Below are 20,831 nucleotides of genomic sequence, written 5' to 3'. Positions count from 1 at the left end.
CCGTGTGCCCCGTCCACCCCGCGCACCTGGCCTGACCGGCGGGGCCCCCGGGTCACGACCCCAGGACCGAGGTCAGGAACTCCCCGACCCACGCCAGCAACTCCCGGCCGACCAGCGGCTTTCCGCCCACCTTCGCCGTCTTCGGCCGGGGCACCAGCGCCTGGTGGGCGGCCGGCTTGAGGACCGTGCCGGGGTAGAGCCGCTTGAGGCGCAGCTCCTGGGACTCGCGCAACTCCACCGGGGCGAACCGGATGGTGTTGCCCTGCAGGACGATCTCCCCGACGCCGCACGCGCGCGCCAGCATGCGCAGGCCCGCCACCAGCAGCAGGTTCTCCACCGGCTCCGGCAACTTGCCGTAGCGGTCGACGAGTTCCTCGCGCACCGCCTTGACGTCCTCCTCCGAGTTCGCGGAGGCGATCGCCCGGTACGCCTGCAGGCGCAGCCGCTCGCCGGGCGCGTAGTCGTGCGGGACGTGCGCGTCGACGGGCAGCTCGATCTTGACCTCGAGCGGCGGCTCCTCCTCGATCTCCCCGCTCTCCAGCTGGCGCCGGTAGTCCGCGACGGCCTCGCCGACCATCCGGATGTACAGGTCGAAGCCGACGCCCGCGATGTGGCCGGACTGCTCGCCGCCGAGCAGGTTTCCGGCGCCGCGGATCTCCAGGTCCTTCATCGCCACGTACATGCCCGCGCCCATCTCGGTGTGCTGGGCGATCGTCGCGAGCCGCTCGTGCGCGGTCTCCGTCAGCGGCTTCTCCGGCGGGTACAGGAAGTACGCGTATCCGCGCTCCCGGCTCCGGCCGACCCGGCCGCGCAGCTGGTGCAGCTGGCTGAGGCCGAAGTTGTCGCCGCGCTCCACGATCAGGGTGTTGGCGTTGGAGATGTCGATGCCGGACTCGACGATCGTCGTCGACACCAGTACGTCGTACTTCTTCTCCCAGAAGTCGACGACGACCTGCTCCAGCGCCGACTCCGACATCTGCCCGTGCGCGGTCGCGATCCGCGCCTCGGGCACGATGTCCCGCAGCCGGGCCGCCGCGCGGTCGATCGACTCCACCCGGTTGTGGATGTAGAAGACCTGCCCCTCGCGCAGCAGTTCACGGCGGACGGCCGCACCGATCTGCTTCTCCTCGTAGGGGCCGACGAAGGTGAGCACCGGGTGGCGCTCCTCCGGCGGCGTGGTGATCGTCGACATCTCACGGATGCCGGTGACCGCCATCTCCAGGGTGCGCGGGATGGGGGTGGCCGACATGGTCAGCACGTCGACGTTGGCCCGCAGCTTCTTCAGCTGCTCCTTGTGCTCGACGCCGAAGCGCTGCTCCTCGTCGACGATGACCAGGCCCAGGTCCTTGAACCTGGTCTCGGAGGAGAACAGCCGGTGGGTGCCGATGACGACGTCGACCGAGCCGTCCTTCAGGCCCTCCAGGACGGCCTTCGCCTCGGTGTCGGTCTGGAACCGGGACAGCGCCCGCACGTTCACCGGGAACTGCGCGTACCGGTCGCCGAACGTCCCGAAGTGCTGCTGCACCAGCAGCGTGGTGGGGACGAGCACGGCGACCTGCTTGCCGTCCTGGACCGCCTTGAACGCGGCGCGCACCGCGATCTCCGTCTTGCCGTAGCCGACGTCGCCGCAGATCAGCCGGTCCATCGGGACCGACTTCTCCATGTCCTCCTTGACCTCGGCGATCGTGGTCAGCTGGTCGGGCGTCTCCGCGTACGGGAAGGCGTCCTCCAGCTCGCGCTGCCAGGGCGTGTCCCCGCCGAAGGCGTGCCCGGGGGCCGCCATGCGCGCGCTGTACAGCTTGATCAGGTCGGCGGCGATCTCCTTGACGGCCTTCTTCGCCCGCGCCTTCGTCTTGGTCCAGTCGGCGCCGCCGAGCCGGTGCAAGGTGGGTGCCTCGCCGCCGACGTACTTGGTGATCTGCTCCAGCTGGTCGGTGGGGATGTAGAGCCGGTCACCGGGCTGGCCGCGCTTGGCGGGGGCGTACTCCACCACCAGGTACTCGCGGGTCGCGCCCTGCACGGTGCGCTGCACCATCTCGACGTAGCGGCCCACGCCGTGCTGCTCGTGGACGATGTGGTCGCCCGGCTCCAGGGTGAGCGGGTCGATGGTCTTGCGGCGCCGGACCGGCATCCGGGCGCCCTCGCGGCCGGACGCCTTCTGGCCGGTCAGGTCGGTCTCGGTGAGCACGGCGAGCCTGAGCGCCGGGTCGACGAAGCCGTGGTCGATGCCGCCGCAGGCGACGTGCACCACGGACGGGGCGATCGCGCCGAGGTCCGCCTCCAGCCGGGCCGCGATGCCCTCGCCGCCCAGCACCTCCACCGTGCGGGAGGCCGGGCCGTGGCCCTCGGTGACGAACACCGTGCGCCAGCCGTCGGCGAGCCAGCCCTTGGTGTCGGCGAGCGCCCGCGCGGTGTCCCCGCGGTAGGTCTCGGGGGCGTGCATGCCGAGCTTGAGGGTGTCGTTGTCCAGTTCCTCGTCGGCGGCGAACGGCGACACCGACCACCACATCATGTCCAGCTCGCGCGCCCGGTCGCGGACGTCCGCGATGGACCACAGGGAGGCCGCGCCGACGTCGATGGGCGCCTCCCCGCCGCCGGCGGTGGCCGCCCAGGAGGCCTGCAGGAACTCCTGCGAGGTCGCCACCAGGTCGGCGGCCCGCGTGCGCACCCGCTCCGGGTCGCAGACGACGGCCATGGCGCCCTCGGGCAGCACGTCCAGCAGCAGCTCCATGTCGTCGACGAGGACGGGGGCCAGGGACTCCATGCCCTCGACCGCGATCCCCTCGGCGATCCGGCCGAGCAGCTCGCCCAGCTCGGGGTGCTGTTCGGCGAGGACCCGCGCGCGCTCCCGCACCTCGTCGGTGAGCAGCAGCTCCCGGCAGGGCGGGGCCCACAGGCCGTGGTCGGCGATCTCCAGGGAGCGCTGGTCGGCGACCTTGAAGTAGCGGATCTCCTCGACGTCGTCGCCCCAGAACTCGACGCGCAGGGGGTGTTCCTCGGTGGGCGGGAACACGTCGAGGATGCCGCCGCGCACCGCGAACTCGCCGCGCTTCTCGACCAGTTCCACCCGCGCGTACGCGGCGGCGGCGAGCGCCTCGACGGTCTCGTTCAGATCGGCGGTCTGTCCCGTCCGCAGCGCGACGGGCTCCAGTTCGCCCAGCCCTTTGACCTGCGGCTGGAGCACGGAACGCACGGGCGCGACGACGACCGAGACGGGGCCGGTCTCGAGGTCGTCCGGCCGGGGGTGGGCCAGCCGGCGCAGGACCGCCAGGCGGCGTCCGACGGTGTCGCTGCGGGGGCTGAGCCGCTCGTGCGGCAGCGTCTCCCAGGACGGGTACTCCACGACCCCCTCCGGCGGGAGGAGGGAGCGCAGGGCCGCCGCCAGGTCCTCCGCCTCACGGCCGGTCGCCGTCACGGCCAGCACGGTACGGCCGGTGTCCCGGGCCAGGGCCGCGACCGCGAAGGGGCGGGCGGCCGGGGGGCCGACCAGGTCGACGTGCATCCGGTTGCCGTCGGCGGCCGCCGCGATCGCTTCCGCGAGGGCGGTGTCCTTGACGACGGCGTCCAGCAGACCGTGCAGGCTCATTCGAGGCGCTTCCATCCGGGGGTGTGCATCACGACAGGCCCGACGCGCGCCGCGGGCCGGGGGTGTCCAAGCGTACGACGCCGAGCCCCTGGACGCCGGAAGCCTGTGGACGACGCCCGAAGCCCACGGACGACACGGCCGAAACCCGCGGACGACACGGCCGAAGCCCATGGATGGCGTCCGGCGCCCGGGGCCGGTGCGCCGCCCGAGCCGGTCGGCCGGCCGGTCGGCCACAAGTCCGGGCGTCAACGGGCCCGGCGCCGAAAAGTCCCTCAGGACTTCCCGGCGCCGGGCGCTCCCCCGCTGCCCCCGTGCGCGGTGGCCGGGCGGTGGTCACTCGGTGGCGATCGCGTTCAGGACGTTCATCCGGCCCGCCCGGAACGCCGGGACCAGGGCCGCGAACAGACCCACGAACGCCGAGCCGATGAACACACCGATGATCGTCGGCCACGGGATCTCGAGGACCTTCAGGCCCTCCAGCGCGAGGAGCTGCTGGGCGGTGGCGCCCCAGCCCATGCCCAGCCCCAGGCCCAGCAGGGCACCGAAGAGGGCGATGACGACCGACTCCAGGCGGATCATGCGGCGCAGCTGGCGGCGCGAGAGGCCGATGGCCCGCATCAGGCCGATCTCCCTCGTCCGCTCGACCACCGACAGGGCCAGGGTGTTGACCACACCGAGGATCGCGACGACGATCGCCAGGGCCAGCAGACCGTAGATCATGTTCAGCAGCTGGCCGATCTGGTCCTTGAGCGCTTCCTTGTAGTCGGTCTGGTCGCGCACGGTGTACTGCGGGTACTCGTGCAGCGAGTCCTTCAGCGCCGTGTACGCGGCGTCCTGCTGGCCGTCCTTCGCCGAGACGAAGAGCAGCATGTCCAGCGGCATCCTGTCGGCCGGGACGTACCTGGCCATGGTGTCGATCGACGTGTACATCGCGCCCGCGTCGACCACGGCGTCGCTGCTGGTGATCGCCCGGACGGTCAGGCCGGCGGTCTCCCCGTCCTTGAACGCGACGTCGATCTTCGATCCGAGGCCGATGCCGTGGTCCTCGGCGAACTTCTCGTGGACGGACATCGAGTCGGGCCGGTAGGCGTCCTCCAGCTTCCCCTCGACCGTCTCGACCCGCAGGTCGGTGGCGTACGTCGGGTCGGCCGCCGTGATCGCCGTGTTCTTGAGCGTCTTGCCGTCGGGCGTGGTGAAGTCGGCCTCGGTCCACTTGTACTCGGTGACCCGCTCCACCTGCGGGGCGTCCTGCACGGCCTGGACCGCCTGCGGGGTGATCAGCTGGCCGCTGTCGGACTGGATGATGAAGTCCGTGCCGACGCTCTTGTCCAGCTCGTCGGTGGCCGAGGCCACCATGGAGGCGCCGACCACCGACAGGCACGCCACCAGGGCCAGCCCGATCATCAGCGCGGCGCCCGTGGCACCGGTGCGGCGCGGGTTGCGCAGCGCGTTGCGCTCGGCCATCCGCCCCACGGGGCCGAAGACCCGCAGCACGACGACGCCGAGGACACGGACCACACCACCGGCGAGCAGCGGACCGATGAGAACGAAGCCGATCAGCGACAGCACCACGCCGAAGCCCAGCCACATCGAGCCCTCCGCGGCCTTCTCCGCGGCCGCCGCGAGGTACAGGGCGAACGCGCCGGCCGCGGTCAGCAGCGTGCCGACGCCGCCCCGGATCCGGCCGGCCCTGGCGTCCGCGGGGGCACCCGCGTCACGCAGCGCGGCCATCGGGGAGATCTTGCCGGCCCGCCGGGCCGGCAGATAGGCGGCCAGGACGGTCACGACGACACCGAGGAGCAGTCCGATCGCCGGAGTCGTCCAGGCGACGGTGAGGTCGTCCGTGGACAGCTCCATGCCCGCCATGCCCATGAGCTTCATCAGCCCGACGGCGAGTCCCACGCCCGCGCCCACCCCGAGCACCGAACCGACGACGCCGAGCAGCAGCGCCTCGATCAGCACCGAGCGGTTGACCTGCTTGCGGGAGGAGCCGATGGCCCGCATCAGGCCGATCTCCCGGGTGCGCTGGGCGACCAGCATGGAGAAGGTGTTGATGATCAGGAAGATGCCGACGAGGAACGCGATCCCGGCGAAGCCGAGCATCGCGTACTTCAGGACGCTCATGAAGCCCTCGACGTCCTTCTGGCCCGCCTCCGCGCTCTCCTTCGCGGTCAGCACCTTGTAGTCGCCGTCCAGCGCGGCGGCGACGTTCTTCTTCAGCTGCGCGTGGCTGACGCCGTCGGCGGCCGTGGCGTTGACGTTGGTGAAGACGCCGCTCTCGCCGAGCAGGGCCTGCTGGGCGGTCTTCGTGTCCAGGAAGAAGATCGCGGCACCGGGGTTGGTGACGGTGAAGTCGGCGATGCCGGAGACCTTCGCGGTGTGCGTGCCGACCACGCTGATCACGCCGATCTCGTCACCGAGTTCCAGGCCGTGCTTGTCGGCGGTGTCGGCGTCGACCAGGATCTGGTCGGGGCCCTCGGGCGCCGCACCGGAGGTGATCTTCATGGTGCGGGCGTCGTTGGCGGTCCAGTTGCCGACGATGGTCGGGCCGCCGCTGGTGGGCGAGAGGCTCTCCTTGTCGCCGTCGACGACGGTCAGCGAGGTGGAGTGCAGCGCCCCCTCGGCCGACTTCACCCCGTCCACCTTCCGCACCTCGGCGAGCACGGAGGCCGGGATGACCGGCGGCTTGCCGTTGTCGGAGGTCGTCTCGCCGCCGTCGGAGGCGTCCTTGGCGCTGACCGTGACGTCCGACGCCGTGGCCGCGAACAGCTTGTCGAACGTCGTGGACATCGTGTCGGTGAAGACGAGGGTCCCGCAGACGAAGGCCACCGACAGCAGCACCGCGACGGCCGACAGCGCCATCCGCCCCTTGTGCGCGAGGAAGTTGCGCATCGAGGTCTTCAACACGGTCATGACGTGCGCCCCCGGGCGTCGAAGTCCTTCATCCGGTCCAGGACCTGTTCGGCCGTCGGCTGGTGCATCTCGTCGACGATGCGGCCGTCGGCGAGGTACAGCACCCGGTCCGCGTAGGAGGCGGCGACCGGGTCGTGGGTGACCATCACGATGGTCTGGCCCAGGTCGTCGACCGAGCGGCGCAGGAAGCCGAGGACCTCGGCACCGGCCCGCGAGTCGAGGTTTCCGGTCGGCTCGTCACCGAAGATGATCTCCGGCCGGGCCGCCAGCGCCCGCGCCACGGCGACGCGCTGCTGCTGACCCCCGGACAGCTGGGTGGGCCGGTGCTTCAGCCGCCCGGCGAGCCCCACGGTCTCCACCACCCGGTCCAGCCACTCCTGGTCGGGCCTGCGGCCGGCGATGTCCATGGGCAGCGTGATGTTCTCGAGCGCGTTCAGCGTCGGCAGCAGGTTGAACGCCTGGAAGATGAACCCGATCCGGTCCCGGCGCAGCCGCGTGAGCTTCTTGTCCTTCAGGCCGGTGATCTCGGTCTCGTCCAGATGGATCTGCCCGCTGGTCACGGTGTCGAGCCCGGCCAGGCAGTGCATCAGTGTGGACTTGCCGGACCCCGAGGGGCCCATGATCGCGGTGAACTGGCCGCGGGCGATGTCCACGTCGACGTGGTCGAGCGCGACGACGCGGGTCTCACCGGCCCCGTACGCCTTCACGACCTGCCGCGCCCGCGCGGCAACGGCCGTACTCCCTCCCGTCGCCCGGCCACCACCCCTCATCGAGGCGCTTCGCGCCGCACCTTCCGAATCGCCCCCGTGCCCGGGAATGGTCACAGCCGATGTCACGGTAATTCTCCTATGTCGGTCAGCAGGTGGGACAGCAGTGCCCGGCGCGACCGCCGTCGTGCCCGACGGCCGCTGCGTGCGTGTTCGTTCGACGTGGTTCAGTCTGGCGGCGGGGAGGATCGTGCGCCCTGGTGCCCGGCGCAGTCTTCTCCTGAGGAAAACCCCACCCCCGGCGGTGTGCTCCGCCACCCCCCAGCGGCGTAAAGCCAGGTTAAGGACCGACACCGCCCCGTCTCGTCATCCGTCGGTACGAACCCTCCCCGAGCCGTAGTACGGAGGTACCCCTAAGGGCTCTCCCCCGGCAGGCGGAGCGCGTCTCAGGGTTGCCTCCTCCCGACGGCCCCCTCAGCCTCCACCCTTCCGCCGCGTCAGGGTCAAGCCGCGAAAACCCCGGTGCCCCGGTCGCGGCCCCCGCGTACCGTTCCGGCATGCCGACCCTGGAACGCCTCCGCGTGGAGCACGCGCCCGCACTGCTGGCCTTCGAGCACGACAACCGCGCCTACTTCGCCCGCTCGATACCGGACCGGGGGGACGCGTACTTCACCCCGTCCGGCTTCGCCGCCCGCCACGCCTCGCTCCTGGCCGAACAGGAGGCGGGCACCTGCCACTTCCACGTCCTCCTGGAGGAGGACGGGAGGGTCGTCGGCCGGGTGAACCTGATCGACGTCGTGGATGGCTCGGCCGAACTCGGCTACCGCGTGGGGGAGCGCGCGGCGGGCCGCGGCGTGGCGACGGCGGCGGTGACCCAGGTCTGCCGTCTGGCAGCGCGGCCGTACGGCCTCACGACACTGACCGCGGTCACCACGTCGGACAATCCCGCGTCGATGACCGTCCTCACCCGCAACGGCTTCACCCGCGTGCGGGACATCACGGTCGACGGCCGCCCCGGGGTGAGCTACGTCCGCCGGGACCTCGGAGGCCGGGACACACCCTGAGACGCCTCGAGGACGCCGCACGAGCGGGGCGGACGGGCAAACACACAGGGAGCCGGGCCCGGTCGACGCATCCGACCGGGCCCGGCTCCCGCCTGTCCGCCGCCCTCAGCGGCGAGAGGTCACAGCAGGCCGTCCCACATCTGCTCCAGCAGGACCGACCACCAGCTGTCCGGCGAACCGAGGGCCGCCGGGTCCAGCGCCGCCAGCTGCATCTGGAAGTCGACGGTCCAGCGGCCCGCCTGCTCCTGGTTCAGGCCGAACCGCAGCCGCCACATCCGCCCCAGCAACGCCAGGCAGCGCGCGAACTCCGGCAGACCCGTGTTCACGAACTGCGGCGGTACGGGCGCACCGCCCGGCCCCGGCTCCACCGGCACCGCGACGATGTTCGCCGTGCCGTACTGCACACAGATCGCCTTGCCGAAGTCGCTGCCCATCACCAGGTACGACCCCGCGTCCGCGGCCGGCTGCACGCCCCGCTCCGCGGCCAGCTCCGCCAGCGTGGGCACCGGACGGCCCGGCTGGGCCTGCGCCCAGAAGAACGGGCCCATGTCCAGCGGCAGTCCGGCCACCACCAGCGTGTGCGCCACCACCGGCGGCACCCCCTGCCGGGACACCGCGGCCTGCTCGAACCGGAACACACCCGGCCCGAACGCCCCCGCCAGCTCCTGCCCGATGACCTCCGGCGGGACCGGCGGCGCCGGCGTGACCGGCGTCAACGGCGCACGCACCGGCGCCGGCCGGGCAGGACCGTCCGCCACCTGATGCAGCTCACCCTGATGTGCGAGCAGTTGCTGCATGCCCTGCTGCCGGCTCGCGTGATCCGTGCCGTACGGGGCGATGTTCGTGATCCGCGCCTGCGGCCACTGCTCCCGGATCATCCGGGCACAGTACGCACCCGGCAGCTCACACGACTCCAACTCCGTGTGCAGCTCCAGCACCTGGCCCGGCGGCACGTTCATCGCACGCAGCTCGTGGAAGATCTGCCACTCCGGGTGCGGCGTACCCGGCGCCGAACGCCGGATCAGCTGCTGCTCGGAACCGTCCTGCGCGCGGTAGCGCAGGACCGCCTGATAGCCGGGGCCGACCGTCGGCTGTCCGACGGGCGGCGGCGGATAGCCGTACGCCGGAGGCACCGCGCCGGGCACACCGCCGGGGGCACCGGGGGGTGCGGGAGGCGGCGGAGGCGGAGGCGCGCCGGGGCTGCCGACCGTAGGACCGCCCAGCACGGTCTCGGCGTGGTGCACGGAACCACGCCCACCCGCGCCCCCCGGAGCACCCGGCGGACCGGGCGGCTGCGGCGCACCGGGGGCACCCGGACGGCCGGGGTCGGCGAACATCGTCGCGGCGGGACGCACCCCACCGGGCGGCGTACCACCGGGCGCGGACGGCGCCCCGGGCGGAGGCGGAGTACCCGGCGGCGCGGTCGGAGCGCCGGGCGGTGGCGTCGGGGCCCCTCCCGGTCCCTCCGGACCCTCGAGGCCGCTGAGCCCGTTGGACCCCGGCGACGACATCATCTGCGTCGGTACGTACCCGCCCGCCGGACCACCCGGCGTGCCGGGGCCCGACGGGGGCGCGGCCGGCGGCGGAGGCGTGGTCCCCGCCCACACGCCCGGCGTACCCGGGACACCCGGCGGAGGCGGCGTCGTCGGCCCGGAGGCACGACGCGGCGGCGGCGCCTTGCTGGTCGCGGCATCGGCGATGTCCCTGGCGCCCGGCGCCGCCGGGTACGCCTGCGTACCCGGCGGAACCTGCGCACCCGGGGCCTGGAGCGCCGGGCTCACCGCCGTCGGCGGGAGCCGGCTGCCACCCGAGATCAGCGCCGTCTGCGCCTCCGGCGCAGCCGGCGGCGGCGTGCCCTCGTCCGACTGGCTCAGCGGCGGAGCGAACACGGTCTCCGGCAGCGGCACGGAACGGTCCTCACCGGCATCGGCGTTCGTATCCGTACCGGCCCACGGCGTCGCCCCGGCCGTCTCACCCGACGCACCGGAACCGGCACCGGCAGTCCCCGCCCGGGAGTCGCCCCCGCCGGCAGCAGGCCAGACGGCACCGGAAGAACCGGCCCCCGGACCCGCCGCCACGGCAGCACCACCGGCGGTACCGGCGGTACCGCCCGCCCCCGCCGCACCGCCCGACGTCTCCCCCCGGCGATCCGGGATCCCCAGCCGGTCCGCGGCCTCCTGCAACCACTCCGGCGGACTCAGCAGGAACGACGTCTGATTCAGATCCACCCGCGCCGCGGGCGCCGGCTCCGGCACCGCCTCCGCACGGCCGTACTCCTCCTCGTACCGGCGGATCACCTCACCCACCGCCAGCGCGGGCCACAACGAAGCCTCACCACTGTCCCGGGCGATCACCAGCCGCTGCGCGCCGCCCTCCGAACGCGGCCCGTCCGCGCGGTCCTCCGCCCACACCACGAACCCGAGATCGAACTCCCGCACCCGCACCTCACGGTGCTGATACGACGGCACATCCCCGTTGATCCACTCTTCCGCACGCTCCTGCGCCTGCGCGAACGTCACCATCGCCAGACCTCACTCCCCCGCGGAGGAAACCGGAACGACCTGCGCGAAGCCGCCGTCCACCATCAGATTCGCCACCGTCTCCAACTCGGGCGGCGACCCCGCCAACCGTGCCAGAAACGCGTCGAAGTCGTCCCCGCACGGCAGCAGCAGCCGCTCCACCCGCTCCGCCGGCGTCCACGACGGATCCACGTCCCGCGCGTCGTCGTACGCGCAGAACCACACCGAACCCACCCGGTCGCCCTTCACCTTCACCGCCAGCAGACCGCCCTGGACGAAAGCGACCCCCAGGTAGTCCTTGGTGAGGTGATCACGCAGGCACTTGTTGACGTACACCAGGTCGTTGACCGCGGCCTCGTCCCGCACCGTGAAGAACGGCTGGTCGACCAGCAGCCCCAGCTCCGCGTCCAGCGCCGTCCCCACCGGGGCACAACCACCCGCCACCTTCAGGAACGACCGGTACGCGCCCGGCAGCCGGTACCCGAGGTCCTCCTCGACCTCCAGCACCTGCGCCTCGGTCACCGCGAGCCCCGACTTCGGCAGCCCGAAGTGCGCCGGCCGCGTCTCCTGCAACGGCCGCGTCCCCCGCTTGTCCTGGTCCACACCCGACGTCACCACACCACCGTGGTGCCGCAGCAACGCCTTCACCTCGACCGGCACCAGCTCCAGCCGCCGCGAGGCCACCGCGTGGTGCCACGTCCAGCCGTGCGGCGTCGCCACCGCCGGCACCGTGTCCCACAGCTCATGACCGGTCGCCGCCAGCGTCGCGTTCGCCGACACGTAGTCCGTCAGCCGCAATTCGTCGACACCGAAACCCTCCGGCGGCTCCGCGATCTCCGCGGCCGCACGCGCGTACGGAGAGAAATCAGGGTAACCACGCTCGTCCACCCGTACCCCTCTCGGGTGACGGGCCGCCCGCACCGGATCCGGGAAGTGCACGACCTGCCCGGCATAGGCCGCGTTCGGCGGCACGGTTTTTCCCCCAGCCTGGCGGCCGGGAGGTGCCCCCAGCCCGAGCCGACCTGTCGTCATGGCGGTTGCCCCCTGCGGCACTCTGTACGCCCCGCACCGCCCACCCTCGGACCGTTACGGAACGTATTCGACTGTCACGTCTGTTTCGACTGCTTACCGCCGCATCCCCACCGGCTCCCCGCACGCCCTCCGCACGGATCACCGCAGGAATCACGGTGCCGACAGCCTATGCGGTACGGCGGCACCGGTCACCGGGCACCGGCCGCTCACTCCCCCGCCTCCGTGACCAACCGTCACCCTCCCGTGACGGTCAGCCCGAACCTGGGCGTGTCACCTCGCCCCAGCTTCCCCATCAGCCACGCCATTTGGCACCCTGTGACCTTCCGGGGGATGCGCGGGAGGAAAAGACGATCATGAATATGACGCACACAGGGACCCACCAGGGGGCCCACACCGGTCGCACCGGCGACCCCCGCACCGGCGACCCCCGCGTCGACTGGAGCGCCGCCGACGCCGCCCACACCCCCCTCCTCCACCACCGCCGCGACGGCATCCTGCCCACCATCGCCGCCGCCCTCTCCATCCGCGGCACCATCCTCACCGGGACCGCCGCCCGCGGTGACACACCCCCCGACCTGCACCCCCTCGTCCAGGACTTCCTCGACACCCTCACCAGCGGCCAACGCGACCGCTTCACCGGCCGCTGCGCCGAGACCATCCTCATCTCCCGGCACATCACCGCCGCCGACAACGCCCGCAGCAAGCGCGCCGCACGCAAACCCATGACCAACGGCGAAGCACGCAGAGCGCTCAAGCAGGGCAAACTCACCGCCCGCCACATCCGCGAGGACGGCGACCCCCTCCACGGAAGCTTCGCCACCCCCTGCCGCGCCTGCACCGCCCTCACCGCCCACTTCGGCGTCCGCGTCGTCGACCCCGGATAACCCCCGCCCCCCTCCCCCCTCCCCCCTCCCCGGCACCGACCGGCCACCACCACCCCGACGACGAACGAACGGCAGATGCACACCGACCGCACCCCCGCCCCCCACCGCCCGGCCCCACCCGAGCCCGGAGGGACCTCACCCCGCTTCCCCGCCCCCGTCGACACCACCCTGCGCACCGCCGGCTGGAAACCAGGCCGCTGGGACATCAACCAAGCCGAGATCTGGGCCGACACCCTGCGCGACCACACCTCACCCGCCGGACACCGTCACTCCGTCCTCCCCTCCGCCGCCGAAGTCTGGGCCGAATTCGGCGGCCTCCGCATCACCCCCGCCGGCACCGGCCGCCAACTCGCCCCCGCCACCCTCCACCTCGACCCCCTGCACGGCCTCCACCTGGCCCGCACCCTCGGCGACCTCGGCCGCGCCCTCGACACCGAGGTCTGCCCCATCGGCGCCGAAACCGACACCCACACCCTCATCGCCATCGACACCCAGGGCCGCGTCTACGCCCTCGACCACACCGGCGACTGGTACCTCGGCCACCACATCGACCAGGCCCTCACCGCCCTCGTCACCGGCACCCGGCCCGCCCGCCTCACCACCGGCTGACCTCACCCTCACCTCCAGGCCCACGCACCCGGCCCCGGCCCAGCTCCCGCTCCGGCCCTGCTCCGGCCCCGGCTACGACGCCGGAATCACCGCCGACACCCGGAAGCCCCCCGCATCCGTCGGCCCCGACACGAACACCCCGCCCAACGCGGACACCCGCTCCTTCATCCCCACCAGACCGTTCCCACCCGACGGCAACCGCGCCGACGCCCCCGCCTCCGGCGGCGGCTCGTTCTCCACCTGCATCGCGATCTCCGCCACCCGATGCGCGAGCCGCACATACGTCTTCGCCCCCGGCGCGTGCTTGTGGACGTTCGTCAACGCCTCCTGCACCACCCGGTACGCCGTCGACTCCACCTCCCCCGCATACGGCCGGCCCTCGCCCTCCACCGACAGATCCACCACCACCCCCGCAGCCGCCGACTGCTCCACCAACTCGCCGATCTCCACCAGCCTCGGCCCTTCACCCCCCGCACCCCGCGCCTCGTCCACCGCCCGCGACGCGGCCGCGGCCGCCGCCACACCCACCGCCACCAACGGCACCGCATCCCCCGCGCCCCGGCCCCCGCCGCTCCCGCCGCTCCCGCCGGACCGCAGCACCCCGAGCATCTCCCGCAACTCCGTCAACGCCTGCCGGCCCATGTCCCCCACCAGCGCGGCGTTCTTCACCGCCTTCTCCGGATCCTTCCGCGCCACCGCCTGCAACGCCGCCGCATGCACCACCATCAGACTCACCCGGTGCGCGACCACGTCATGCATCTCCCGCGCGATCCGCCTCCGCTCCTCGTCACGCGCCCACTCGGCCCGCTCCTCGGCCCGCTCCGCCAACAACTGGAGCTCCCGCTCCAGACTGTCCGCCCGCTCCCGCAGGCTCTCCATCAACCGCCGCCGCGCCCCCACGTACAGCCCCAGCAGCACCGGCGGCGCGGTCAGCCCCAGCGACGTCGTGATCGACGCGAACGGAACGAACCAGTCCCCCAGGGTCAGCTCCCCGCGCGCCATGTCCTGCTGCACCCGCACGAACGTCACGATGAGCGTCCCCACCAGCGACATCCCCGCCAGCGACCCGATGATCCGGCGCGGCAACTCCGACGCGGCCAGCGTGTACAGGCCGACCAGCCCCATCAGAAAGCCCATCTGGGCCGGCGTGACGGCGATCACCACCAGCACCACGGCGATCGGCCAGTGCCGCCGCACCACCAGCACGGAACCCACCAGCAGCCCGAAGAGCACCCCCGCGGCCACCGGGATCCCCGCGTCCCGCGCGAACGGGATCCCCTCCAGCCCGCACTCCAGCGCGGACACCGCCGCAAGGCTCACATCCAGCGCGGCACTCCGCCGCCTTCCCCACCACCACGGCCCTCCGCCGGCCGCCCCGTGGTCTTCCCCCGTCGTGGTCATGCCCTCCAGCCTACGGGCGCGAGGTGCCGGTTTTCCGGGCAGTTTCCCCGACCGCACTCCCTCACGATCCGTGACCGTTCGGATGCGATACGGGCCGAAATCACTCGAACTGCTGAATCGCACACCGTTCGATCCCGGAAGCCCGCATTCCGCCCGGACGGTATGCGTATGACACATGCACCGGGCAAGTACGCCGACTTCGAGGGACTGCGGGAGCAGGCGGTGGCGCTGCGGCGGGCGGGACTGAGCCGACGCCAGATCCGCGACCGACTCCACGTCGACAACAACGACATCCTCAACCGCCTCCTGGAGGGCGAGCCGCCCCCGGAGTGGACGAAGCGCCCGAACGCGAAGGACGACCTACGGGCCAAGGCGAGGGAGCTCCGACTCCAGGGCTGGACGTACGACCGGATCCAGGTGGAGCTGGGCTGCTCCAAGGGTTCGATCTCACTGTGGGTACGGGACCTGCCGAAGCCGGAGCGCAAGCGGAGCTCCGAAGAGGCGGCGGCGATCGCACGGCGAGGCTGGGAGGCGAAACTGCGAGTGCGCGAGGAGGAACGACAGCAGACCAAAGCCACAGCCATGGCAGAGATCGGCGACATGAGCGACCGGGAGGTGCTTCTGGCCGGCGTCGCCCTTTACTGGGCAGAGGGCACCAAGGACAAGCCGTACCGACGCTGCGAGAGACTGCAGTTCGTCAACAGCGATCCGAACGTCATCCGCTTCTACCTGCGCTGGCTCGACGTACTGGGCGTGGAGCGCGAGCGCCTGCGCTTCCGGGTGAGCATCCATGAGTCGGCGGACACGACAACGGCAGAAGCGTTCTGGGCCGACCTCGCAGGCGTGGACGCTGCCGACTTCCAGAAGGCGACCATCAAGCGGCACAACCCGAAGACGAACCGAAAGAACACCGCAGAGGCCTACAAAGGCTGCTTGGTCATCCGCGTACTCGGAGGAGCCGACTTGTATCGTCGCGTGGAAGGCGCCTGGTACGGCATAGTAGGAGCGGCACGCGAAGCCGATCACCCGAATCGGACATAGCGTACAGATTATCCCGGATCGTCTAAAGGCAGGACAAACGGTTTTGGTCCGTTGAATGAGGGTTCGAATCCTTCTCCGGGAGCCCACAGCAACAGCGTCCTCAGTGTGGGTCCTGACCGGCCAACCCCCGGTCAGGACCCACACTCGTACCCTCCTCGAACACCCCCGGTATCCTGCGGTTGTCACCCCCACCCCCTTACAGCCGAAGGGCATCCTTGTGAGCGCCAACCGCCCGGCAGCCGTCGTCGTTCTCGCAGCGGGTGAGGGCACCCGTATGAAGTCGGCCACTCCGAAGGTCCTGCACGACATCTGCGGCCGTTCCCTGGTGGGCCATGTGCTCGCCGCCGCCGGTGAGCTGGAGCCGGAGAACCTGGTCGTCGTCGTGGGCCACGCCCGCGAGCAGGTGGCCGCGCACCTCGCCGAGGTCTCCCCCGCCGTCCGCACCGCCGTCCAGGCGGAGCAGAACGGCACCGGGCACGCCGTGCGGATGGGGCTGGAGGAGCTGGGCGGTTCGGTGGAGGGGACCGTGGTGGTCGTCTGCGGCGACACCCCGCTGCTGACCGGTGGGACGCTGCGGCAGCTGTCGGCCACGCACTCCGCCGACGGCAACGCGGTGACCGTGCTGACGGCCGAGGTGCCGGACGCGACCGGGTACGGCCGGATCGTGCGGGACGACACCGGTGCCGTGACGGCGATCGTGGAGCACAAGGACGCCACCGACACGCAGCGGGCGATCCGGGAGATCAACTCCGGGGTGTTCGCGTTCGACGGGCGGCTGCTGGCCGACGCGCTGGGGAAGGTGCGGACGGACAACAGCCAGGGCGAGGAGTACCTGACCGATGTGCTGGGCATCCTGCGGGAGGCCGGGCACCGGGTGGGTGCGTCGGTGGCGGGTGACCACCGGGAGATCGCGGGGATCAACAACCGGGTGCAGCTCGCCGAGGCGCGGCGGATCCTCAACGACCGGTTGCTGACGGAGGCCATGCTGGCCGGGGTGACGGTGGTCGATCCGGCGACGACGTGGGTGGATGTGACGGTGACGTTCGAGCAGGACGTGCTCGTGCATCCGGGGACGCAGTTGCAGGGGGCGACGCATCTCGCCGAGGGCTGCGAGGTGGGCCCGAACGCGCGGTTGACGGACACCCGGGTGGGGGCCGGCGCGCGGGTGGACAACACGGTGTCGGCGGGTGCCGAGATCGGCCCGGAGGCGACCGTGGGGCCGTATGCGTACCTGCGTCCGGGGACGCGGCTCGGGCGCAAGGGCAAGATCGGTACGTACGTGGAGACGAAGAACGCGTCGATCGGTGAGGGGACGAAGGTTCCGCATCTGTCGTACGTGGGGGATGCCACGATCGGCGACTTCTCGAACATCGGTGCGGCGAGTGTGTTCGTGAACTACGACGGACAGGACAAACATCACACGACGGTCGGGTCGCACTGCAGGACGGGGTCGGACAACATGTTTGTGGCACCTGTCACCGTCGGGGACGGTGCTTACACGGCTGCCGGCTCTGTGATCACGAAGGATGTGCCGCCCGGTTCACTGGCTGTGGCCCGTGGCCAGCAGCGGAACATCGAGGGCTGGGTGGCTCGTAAGCGTCCGGGGAGTGCTTCCGCGAAGGCCGCGGAGGCCGCTTCGGGAGGGTCGGCCGAGGAGGGGTGACCGGAGAGCGGCGCGTCCGATTCGGCGTACCGTGATAAATGCACATCTACACCCCATCTGCCGAGACGGCTCCTCGCGTACGGACCGAGAGGCCGCTCGTGACCGAGCCGTGTAACCCCGCGCAACCCGCAAGTCCCCGCGATACCTGCGAAACCTCTGAGGAGAAAGTGCTGTGACCGGGATCAAGACGACCGGCCAGAAGAAGATGATGTTCTTCTCCGGCCGCGCCCACCCCGAGCTTGCCGAGGAGGTCGCCCACCAGCTGGGGGTCGGGGTCGTCCCGACGAAGGCCTTCGACTTCGCCAATGGCGAGATCTACGTGCGATACGAGGAGTCGGCCCGTGGTGCCGACTGCTTCCTGATCCAGAGCCACACGGCACCGATCAACAAGTGGATCATGGAGCAGTTGATCATGATCGACGCGTTGAAGCGCGCGTCGGCCAGGTCCATCACGGTCATCGTGCCGTTCTACGGTTACGCGCGGCAGGACAAGAAGCACCGGGGCCGTGAACCGATCTCGGCGCGCCTGATCGCGGACATGATGAAGACGGCGGGCGCGACCCGGGTGCTGACGGTGGATCTGCACACGGATCAGATCCAGGGCTTCTTCGACGGTCCCGTCGACCACCTCTTCGCGCTGCCGCTGCTCGCGGACTACGTGGGCGCGAAGGTGGACCGGGAGAAGCTGACCGTGGTCTCGCCGGACGCGGGCCGGGTGCGGGTGGCGGACCGCTGGTGCGACCGGCTGGGCGCGCCACTGGCGATCGTGCACAAGCGGCGGGACAAGGACGTGGCGAACCAGGTCACGGTCCACGAGGTGGTCGGTGAGGTGAAGGGCCGCGTCTGCGTCCTGGTGGACGACATGATTGACACGGGTGGCACGATCTGCGCGGCGGCGGACGCGTTGTTCGCGCACGGCGCGGAGGACGTCATCGTGACGGCGACGCACGGTGTGCTGTCGGGTCCGGCGGCGGACCGGCTGAAGAACTCGCGGGTGAGTGAGTTCGTGTTCACGGACACGCTGCCGACTCCGCACGAGCTGGCTGCCGACCTGGACAAGATCAAGGTGCTGTCGATCGCGCCGACGATCGCGCGTGCGGTGCGTGAGGTGTTCGAAGACGGTTCGGTGACGAGCCTGTTCGACGAGCAGTAAGGGTTCTGCAGCCCGGTCCCGATGATGGCCCGGGTGATCGTTTTGGGTACGGCCTTCCTGTCCGAGTAGACTGCTGCAGTTGCTCGGCGAGGGAGGCCGTACCGCTTCGTGAGGGGCGGGGTACGGCGGTCCGTAATCGACGCGCTCTTCGTAGCAGGCCGTTCGTGGCCGGGTGACCACGTCCACAACTGTCTTCGAGGAGTGATGAGTATGGCCGATGTGAAGCTGCACGCCGAGACCCGTACCGAGTTCGGCAAGGGTGCCGCGCGTCGTGTCCGTCGTGACAACAAGGTCCCGGGTGTGGTGTACGAGCACGGTCTCGAGCCGCTGCACCTGACGTTCCCGGGCCACGAGCTGCTGATGGCGCTGCGTACGTCGAACGTGCTGATCGATCTGGTCATCGACGGCGAGGGCAGCCAGCTGGCGATCCCGAAGGCGGTGCAGCGTGACCCGCTGCGCGGTGACCTGGTGCACGTGGACCTGCTGATGGTGAAGCGGGGCGAGCGGGTCACCGTCGAGATCCCCGTGCACGCCGAGGGTGAGCTGGCCCCGGGTGGCAACCTGCTGGAGCACGTCCTCTCCGCGCTGCCGGTCGAGGCGGAGGCGACGAACATTCCGGACAGCCTGACCGCTTCGGTGCAGGGCCTGGCGGCCGGTGACGCGGTCCTCGCCAAGGACCTGGTGCTGCCGGAGGGCGTCAAGCTGGCGGTCGAGGAGGACACCGTCGTGCTGCAGGTGCTGGCCGCGCAGGCCGAGGAGGTCTCGGAGGGCGAGGAGGCCGCCGAGGCCTGATCGTCCTCGTGGGCCTCGTCGCCCGCGGAGGCTTCGTATTCTTCGATGCGCGTCGGCCGCTGTTCCCGTGCGGAGCAGCGGCCGACGCGCATTCAGGACACGCGTTCAGGACGCGGATGCACCGATGCGTGAATGTACGGATGCATGGACGCGTGCATGCGTGCATACGTGGATGAGGGAGAAACGGACGTGACGACCGATGACGCGGCGGCGCCCTGGCTGATCGCGGGGCTGGGCAATCCGGGGCCGGAGTACGCGATGAACCGGCACAACGTGGGGTTCATGGTGGCGGACCTGCTGGCGGAGCGGGTCGGGGGCCGGTTCAAGCGGGCCGGGAAGGCCCAGGCTCAGGTGGTGGAGGGGCGGATCGGGCCGCCGGGTCCGGCGAGCCGGCGGGTGATCGTGGTGAAGCCGATGTCGTTCATGAACCTGTCGGGCGGTCCGGTGAACGCGCTGCGGGAGTTCTACAAGGTGCCGGTGGCCCATGTGGTGGCGGTCCACGACGAGCTGGACATCGACTACGGGACGCTGCGGCTGAAGCTGGGTGGCGGGGACAACGGTCACAACGGGTTGAAGTCGATGACGAAGGCGTTCGGGCGGGAGTACCACCGGGCGCGGTTCGGGATCGGGCGTCCGCCGGGGCGGATGCAGGTGGCGGACTACGTGCTGCGGGACTTCTCGTCGGCGGAGCGCAAGGAGCTGGACTACTTCGTGGACCGGGCGGCGGACGCGGTGGAGTGTCTGGTGATCGAGGGGCTGGAGCGGGCGCAGGGCACGTACAACTCGTGAGCCGGTTCCGGTGCCTCGCACCCGGCCGAGGTTGACCGACCGTACAGGCATGGCCAAGGATCTCGGCCATGCCTCCTGCCGTCTCCGCCTCCCGGAGCTCTTCCCGGCACTCCTCCCGGCGTGTCTCCCGGCGTTCCTCCGCCGTGCTGCGGCTGGTCCGGCTCGCGGCGATGGGCGTGGTCACCGTGCTGATCCTGATCGCGGGGGTGTGGGCGTCGTGGGGTACGGCGCAGTACGTGATGCTGACGAAGGGCCGGGAGCGGGGCACGGTCGCCGTGACGTCCTGCGGTGCGGGGACCTGCAAGGGTGCGTACACGCCGTTGTCGCCGGGGTCGCAGCCGCGGGCCGAGGTCGTGCTGGAGGACACGGTGGCGGTGGCGGAGGGGCGCACGTACACGGTGCTGGTGAAGCCGGGCGGGACCGAGGTGGTGCGTTCGGGTCCGGCGGGGGTGCTCCACGCGTGGGTTCCGCTGGGCGGGGCGCTGATGCTGGCGTCGGTGGTGGTGGCGGGCGGGTTGCTGCGGACGCGGCCGGCGTGGGTGATGGGGGTGTCGGGCGTGGCGCTGGTGACGGCGGCGTTCCTGGTGATCTGAGGGCGGGCCCGTGCGCGGGTCCGGTGTACGACACGACGGTGCCCCCGAGCCGGTGAGCGGCTCGGGGGCACCGTCGTGTGCCGCG

At 71.4% G+C, this 20,831-nt stretch carries 15 protein-coding genes and 1 tRNA gene; 10 read left to right on the top strand and 6 right to left on the bottom strand.

Annotated elements, in window-relative coordinates; all coding sequences use genetic code 11:
• Nucleotides 1-52: 52 nt before the first annotated feature.
• The 3 genes from mfd to ACTWJ9_RS19630 form a co-directional block, all read right to left on the bottom strand.
• Nucleotides 53-3,586: a transcription-repair coupling factor gene (gene mfd / locus ACTWJ9_RS19640; protein WP_279335544.1), complete on the bottom strand. Its 3,534-nt coding sequence runs from the start codon at nt 3,584-3,586 to the stop codon at nt 53-55.
• 333 nt (nt 3,587-3,919) lie between these two features.
• On the bottom strand, nt 3,920-6,499 hold the full coding sequence (locus ACTWJ9_RS19635) for an ABC transporter permease (protein WP_279335543.1): 2,580 nt from the start codon (nt 6,497-6,499) through the stop codon (nt 3,920-3,922).
• Nucleotides 6,496-7,335, bottom strand: a complete 840-nt coding sequence (locus ACTWJ9_RS19630) for an ABC transporter ATP-binding protein (RefSeq protein WP_387039116.1) — start codon at nt 7,333-7,335, stop codon at nt 6,496-6,498. Before ACTWJ9_RS19630 ends, ACTWJ9_RS19635 begins: the two co-directional genes overlap by 4 nt.
• Nucleotides 7,336-7,763: 428 nt before the next feature.
• On the opposite strand from ACTWJ9_RS19630, the gene ACTWJ9_RS19625 reads away from it, so the two are divergent.
• Nucleotides 7,764-8,270, top strand: a complete 507-nt coding sequence (locus ACTWJ9_RS19625) for a GNAT family N-acetyltransferase (RefSeq protein ID WP_279335541.1) — start codon at nt 7,764-7,766, stop codon at nt 8,268-8,270.
• A 119-nt stretch (nt 8,271-8,389) separates the two neighbouring features.
• Here the strand turns inward: ACTWJ9_RS19625 and ACTWJ9_RS19620 are convergent, their stop codons facing one another.
• Nucleotides 8,390-10,792, bottom strand: a complete 2,403-nt coding sequence (locus ACTWJ9_RS19620; RefSeq protein ID WP_279335540.1) for an SUKH-4 family immunity protein — start codon at nt 10,790-10,792, stop codon at nt 8,390-8,392.
• Nucleotides 10,793-10,801: 9 nt separating this feature from the next.
• On the bottom strand, nt 10,802-11,821 hold the full coding sequence (locus tag ACTWJ9_RS19615) for an SMI1/KNR4 family protein (RefSeq protein ID WP_279335539.1): 1,020 nt from the start codon (nt 11,819-11,821) through the stop codon (nt 10,802-10,804).
• Between the two features lie 353 nt (nt 11,822-12,174).
• On the opposite strand from ACTWJ9_RS19615, the gene ACTWJ9_RS19610 reads away from it, so the two are divergent.
• Nucleotides 12,175-12,705, top strand: a complete 531-nt coding sequence (locus ACTWJ9_RS19610) for a YwqJ-related putative deaminase (RefSeq protein WP_279335538.1) — start codon at nt 12,175-12,177, stop codon at nt 12,703-12,705.
• 75 nt (nt 12,706-12,780) lie between these two features.
• Nucleotides 12,781-13,314, top strand: coding sequence for an SUKH-3 domain-containing protein (locus ACTWJ9_RS19605; protein ID WP_279335536.1), 534 nt, complete (start codon nt 12,781-12,783; stop codon nt 13,312-13,314).
• 72 nt (nt 13,315-13,386) lie between these two features.
• Here the strand turns inward: ACTWJ9_RS19605 and ACTWJ9_RS19600 are convergent, their stop codons facing one another.
• A complete protein-coding gene (locus ACTWJ9_RS19600; protein WP_387042346.1) occupies nt 13,387-14,715 on the bottom strand; it encodes a sensor histidine kinase in 1,329 nt (442 codons plus the stop codon).
• Between the two features lie 168 nt (nt 14,716-14,883).
• Here ACTWJ9_RS19600 and ACTWJ9_RS19595 point away from each other — a divergent pair, with 168 nt between their 5' ends.
• The 7 genes from ACTWJ9_RS19595 (at nt 14,884) to ACTWJ9_RS19565 (ending at nt 20,746) form a co-directional block, all read left to right on the top strand.
• Complete coding sequence (locus tag ACTWJ9_RS19595) at nt 14,884-15,756, top strand: hypothetical protein (RefSeq protein ID WP_279335534.1); 873 nt, start codon at nt 14,884-14,886, stop codon at nt 15,754-15,756.
• An 11-nt stretch (nt 15,757-15,767) separates the two neighbouring features.
• Nucleotides 15,768-15,838: transfer RNA gene (locus tag ACTWJ9_RS19590), tRNA-Gln, on the top strand.
• A 135-nt stretch (nt 15,839-15,973) separates the two neighbouring features.
• The gene (gene glmU / locus ACTWJ9_RS19585) at nt 15,974-17,419 is read left to right on the top strand and encodes a bifunctional UDP-N-acetylglucosamine diphosphorylase/glucosamine-1-phosphate N-acetyltransferase GlmU (protein ID WP_279335533.1); all 1,446 of its coding nucleotides are present in this window, start codon (nt 15,974-15,976) and stop codon (nt 17,417-17,419) included.
• Nucleotides 17,420-17,591: 172 nt separating this feature from the next.
• Nucleotides 17,592-18,572, top strand: a complete 981-nt coding sequence (locus tag ACTWJ9_RS19580; RefSeq protein ID WP_279335532.1) for a ribose-phosphate diphosphokinase — start codon at nt 17,592-17,594, stop codon at nt 18,570-18,572.
• Between the two features lie 210 nt (nt 18,573-18,782).
• Nucleotides 18,783-19,364, top strand: a complete 582-nt coding sequence (locus ACTWJ9_RS19575) for a 50S ribosomal protein L25/general stress protein Ctc (RefSeq protein WP_279335531.1) — start codon at nt 18,783-18,785, stop codon at nt 19,362-19,364.
• Between the two features lie 156 nt (nt 19,365-19,520).
• Nucleotides 19,521-20,153 carry an aminoacyl-tRNA hydrolase gene (gene pth, locus ACTWJ9_RS19570; protein WP_279335530.1) on the top strand — a complete coding sequence of 211 codons (633 nt, stop codon included), beginning with the start codon at nt 19,521-19,523 and terminating at the stop codon, nt 20,151-20,153.
• A gap of 68 nt (nt 20,154-20,221) precedes the next feature.
• Nucleotides 20,222-20,746 (top strand): hypothetical protein, encoded by a 525-nt coding sequence (locus ACTWJ9_RS19565; protein WP_279335529.1) that lies wholly within the window; start codon nt 20,222-20,224, stop codon nt 20,744-20,746.
• Nucleotides 20,747-20,831 lie beyond the last annotated feature (85 nt).

Origin of the sequence: Streptomyces sp. GDS52, assembly GCF_052246875.1 — a bacterium.
Lineage (GTDB): Bacteria > Actinomycetota > Actinomycetes > Streptomycetales > Streptomycetaceae > Streptomyces > Streptomyces cathayae.
This window is presented reverse-complemented; position numbering and strand designations above follow the sequence as displayed.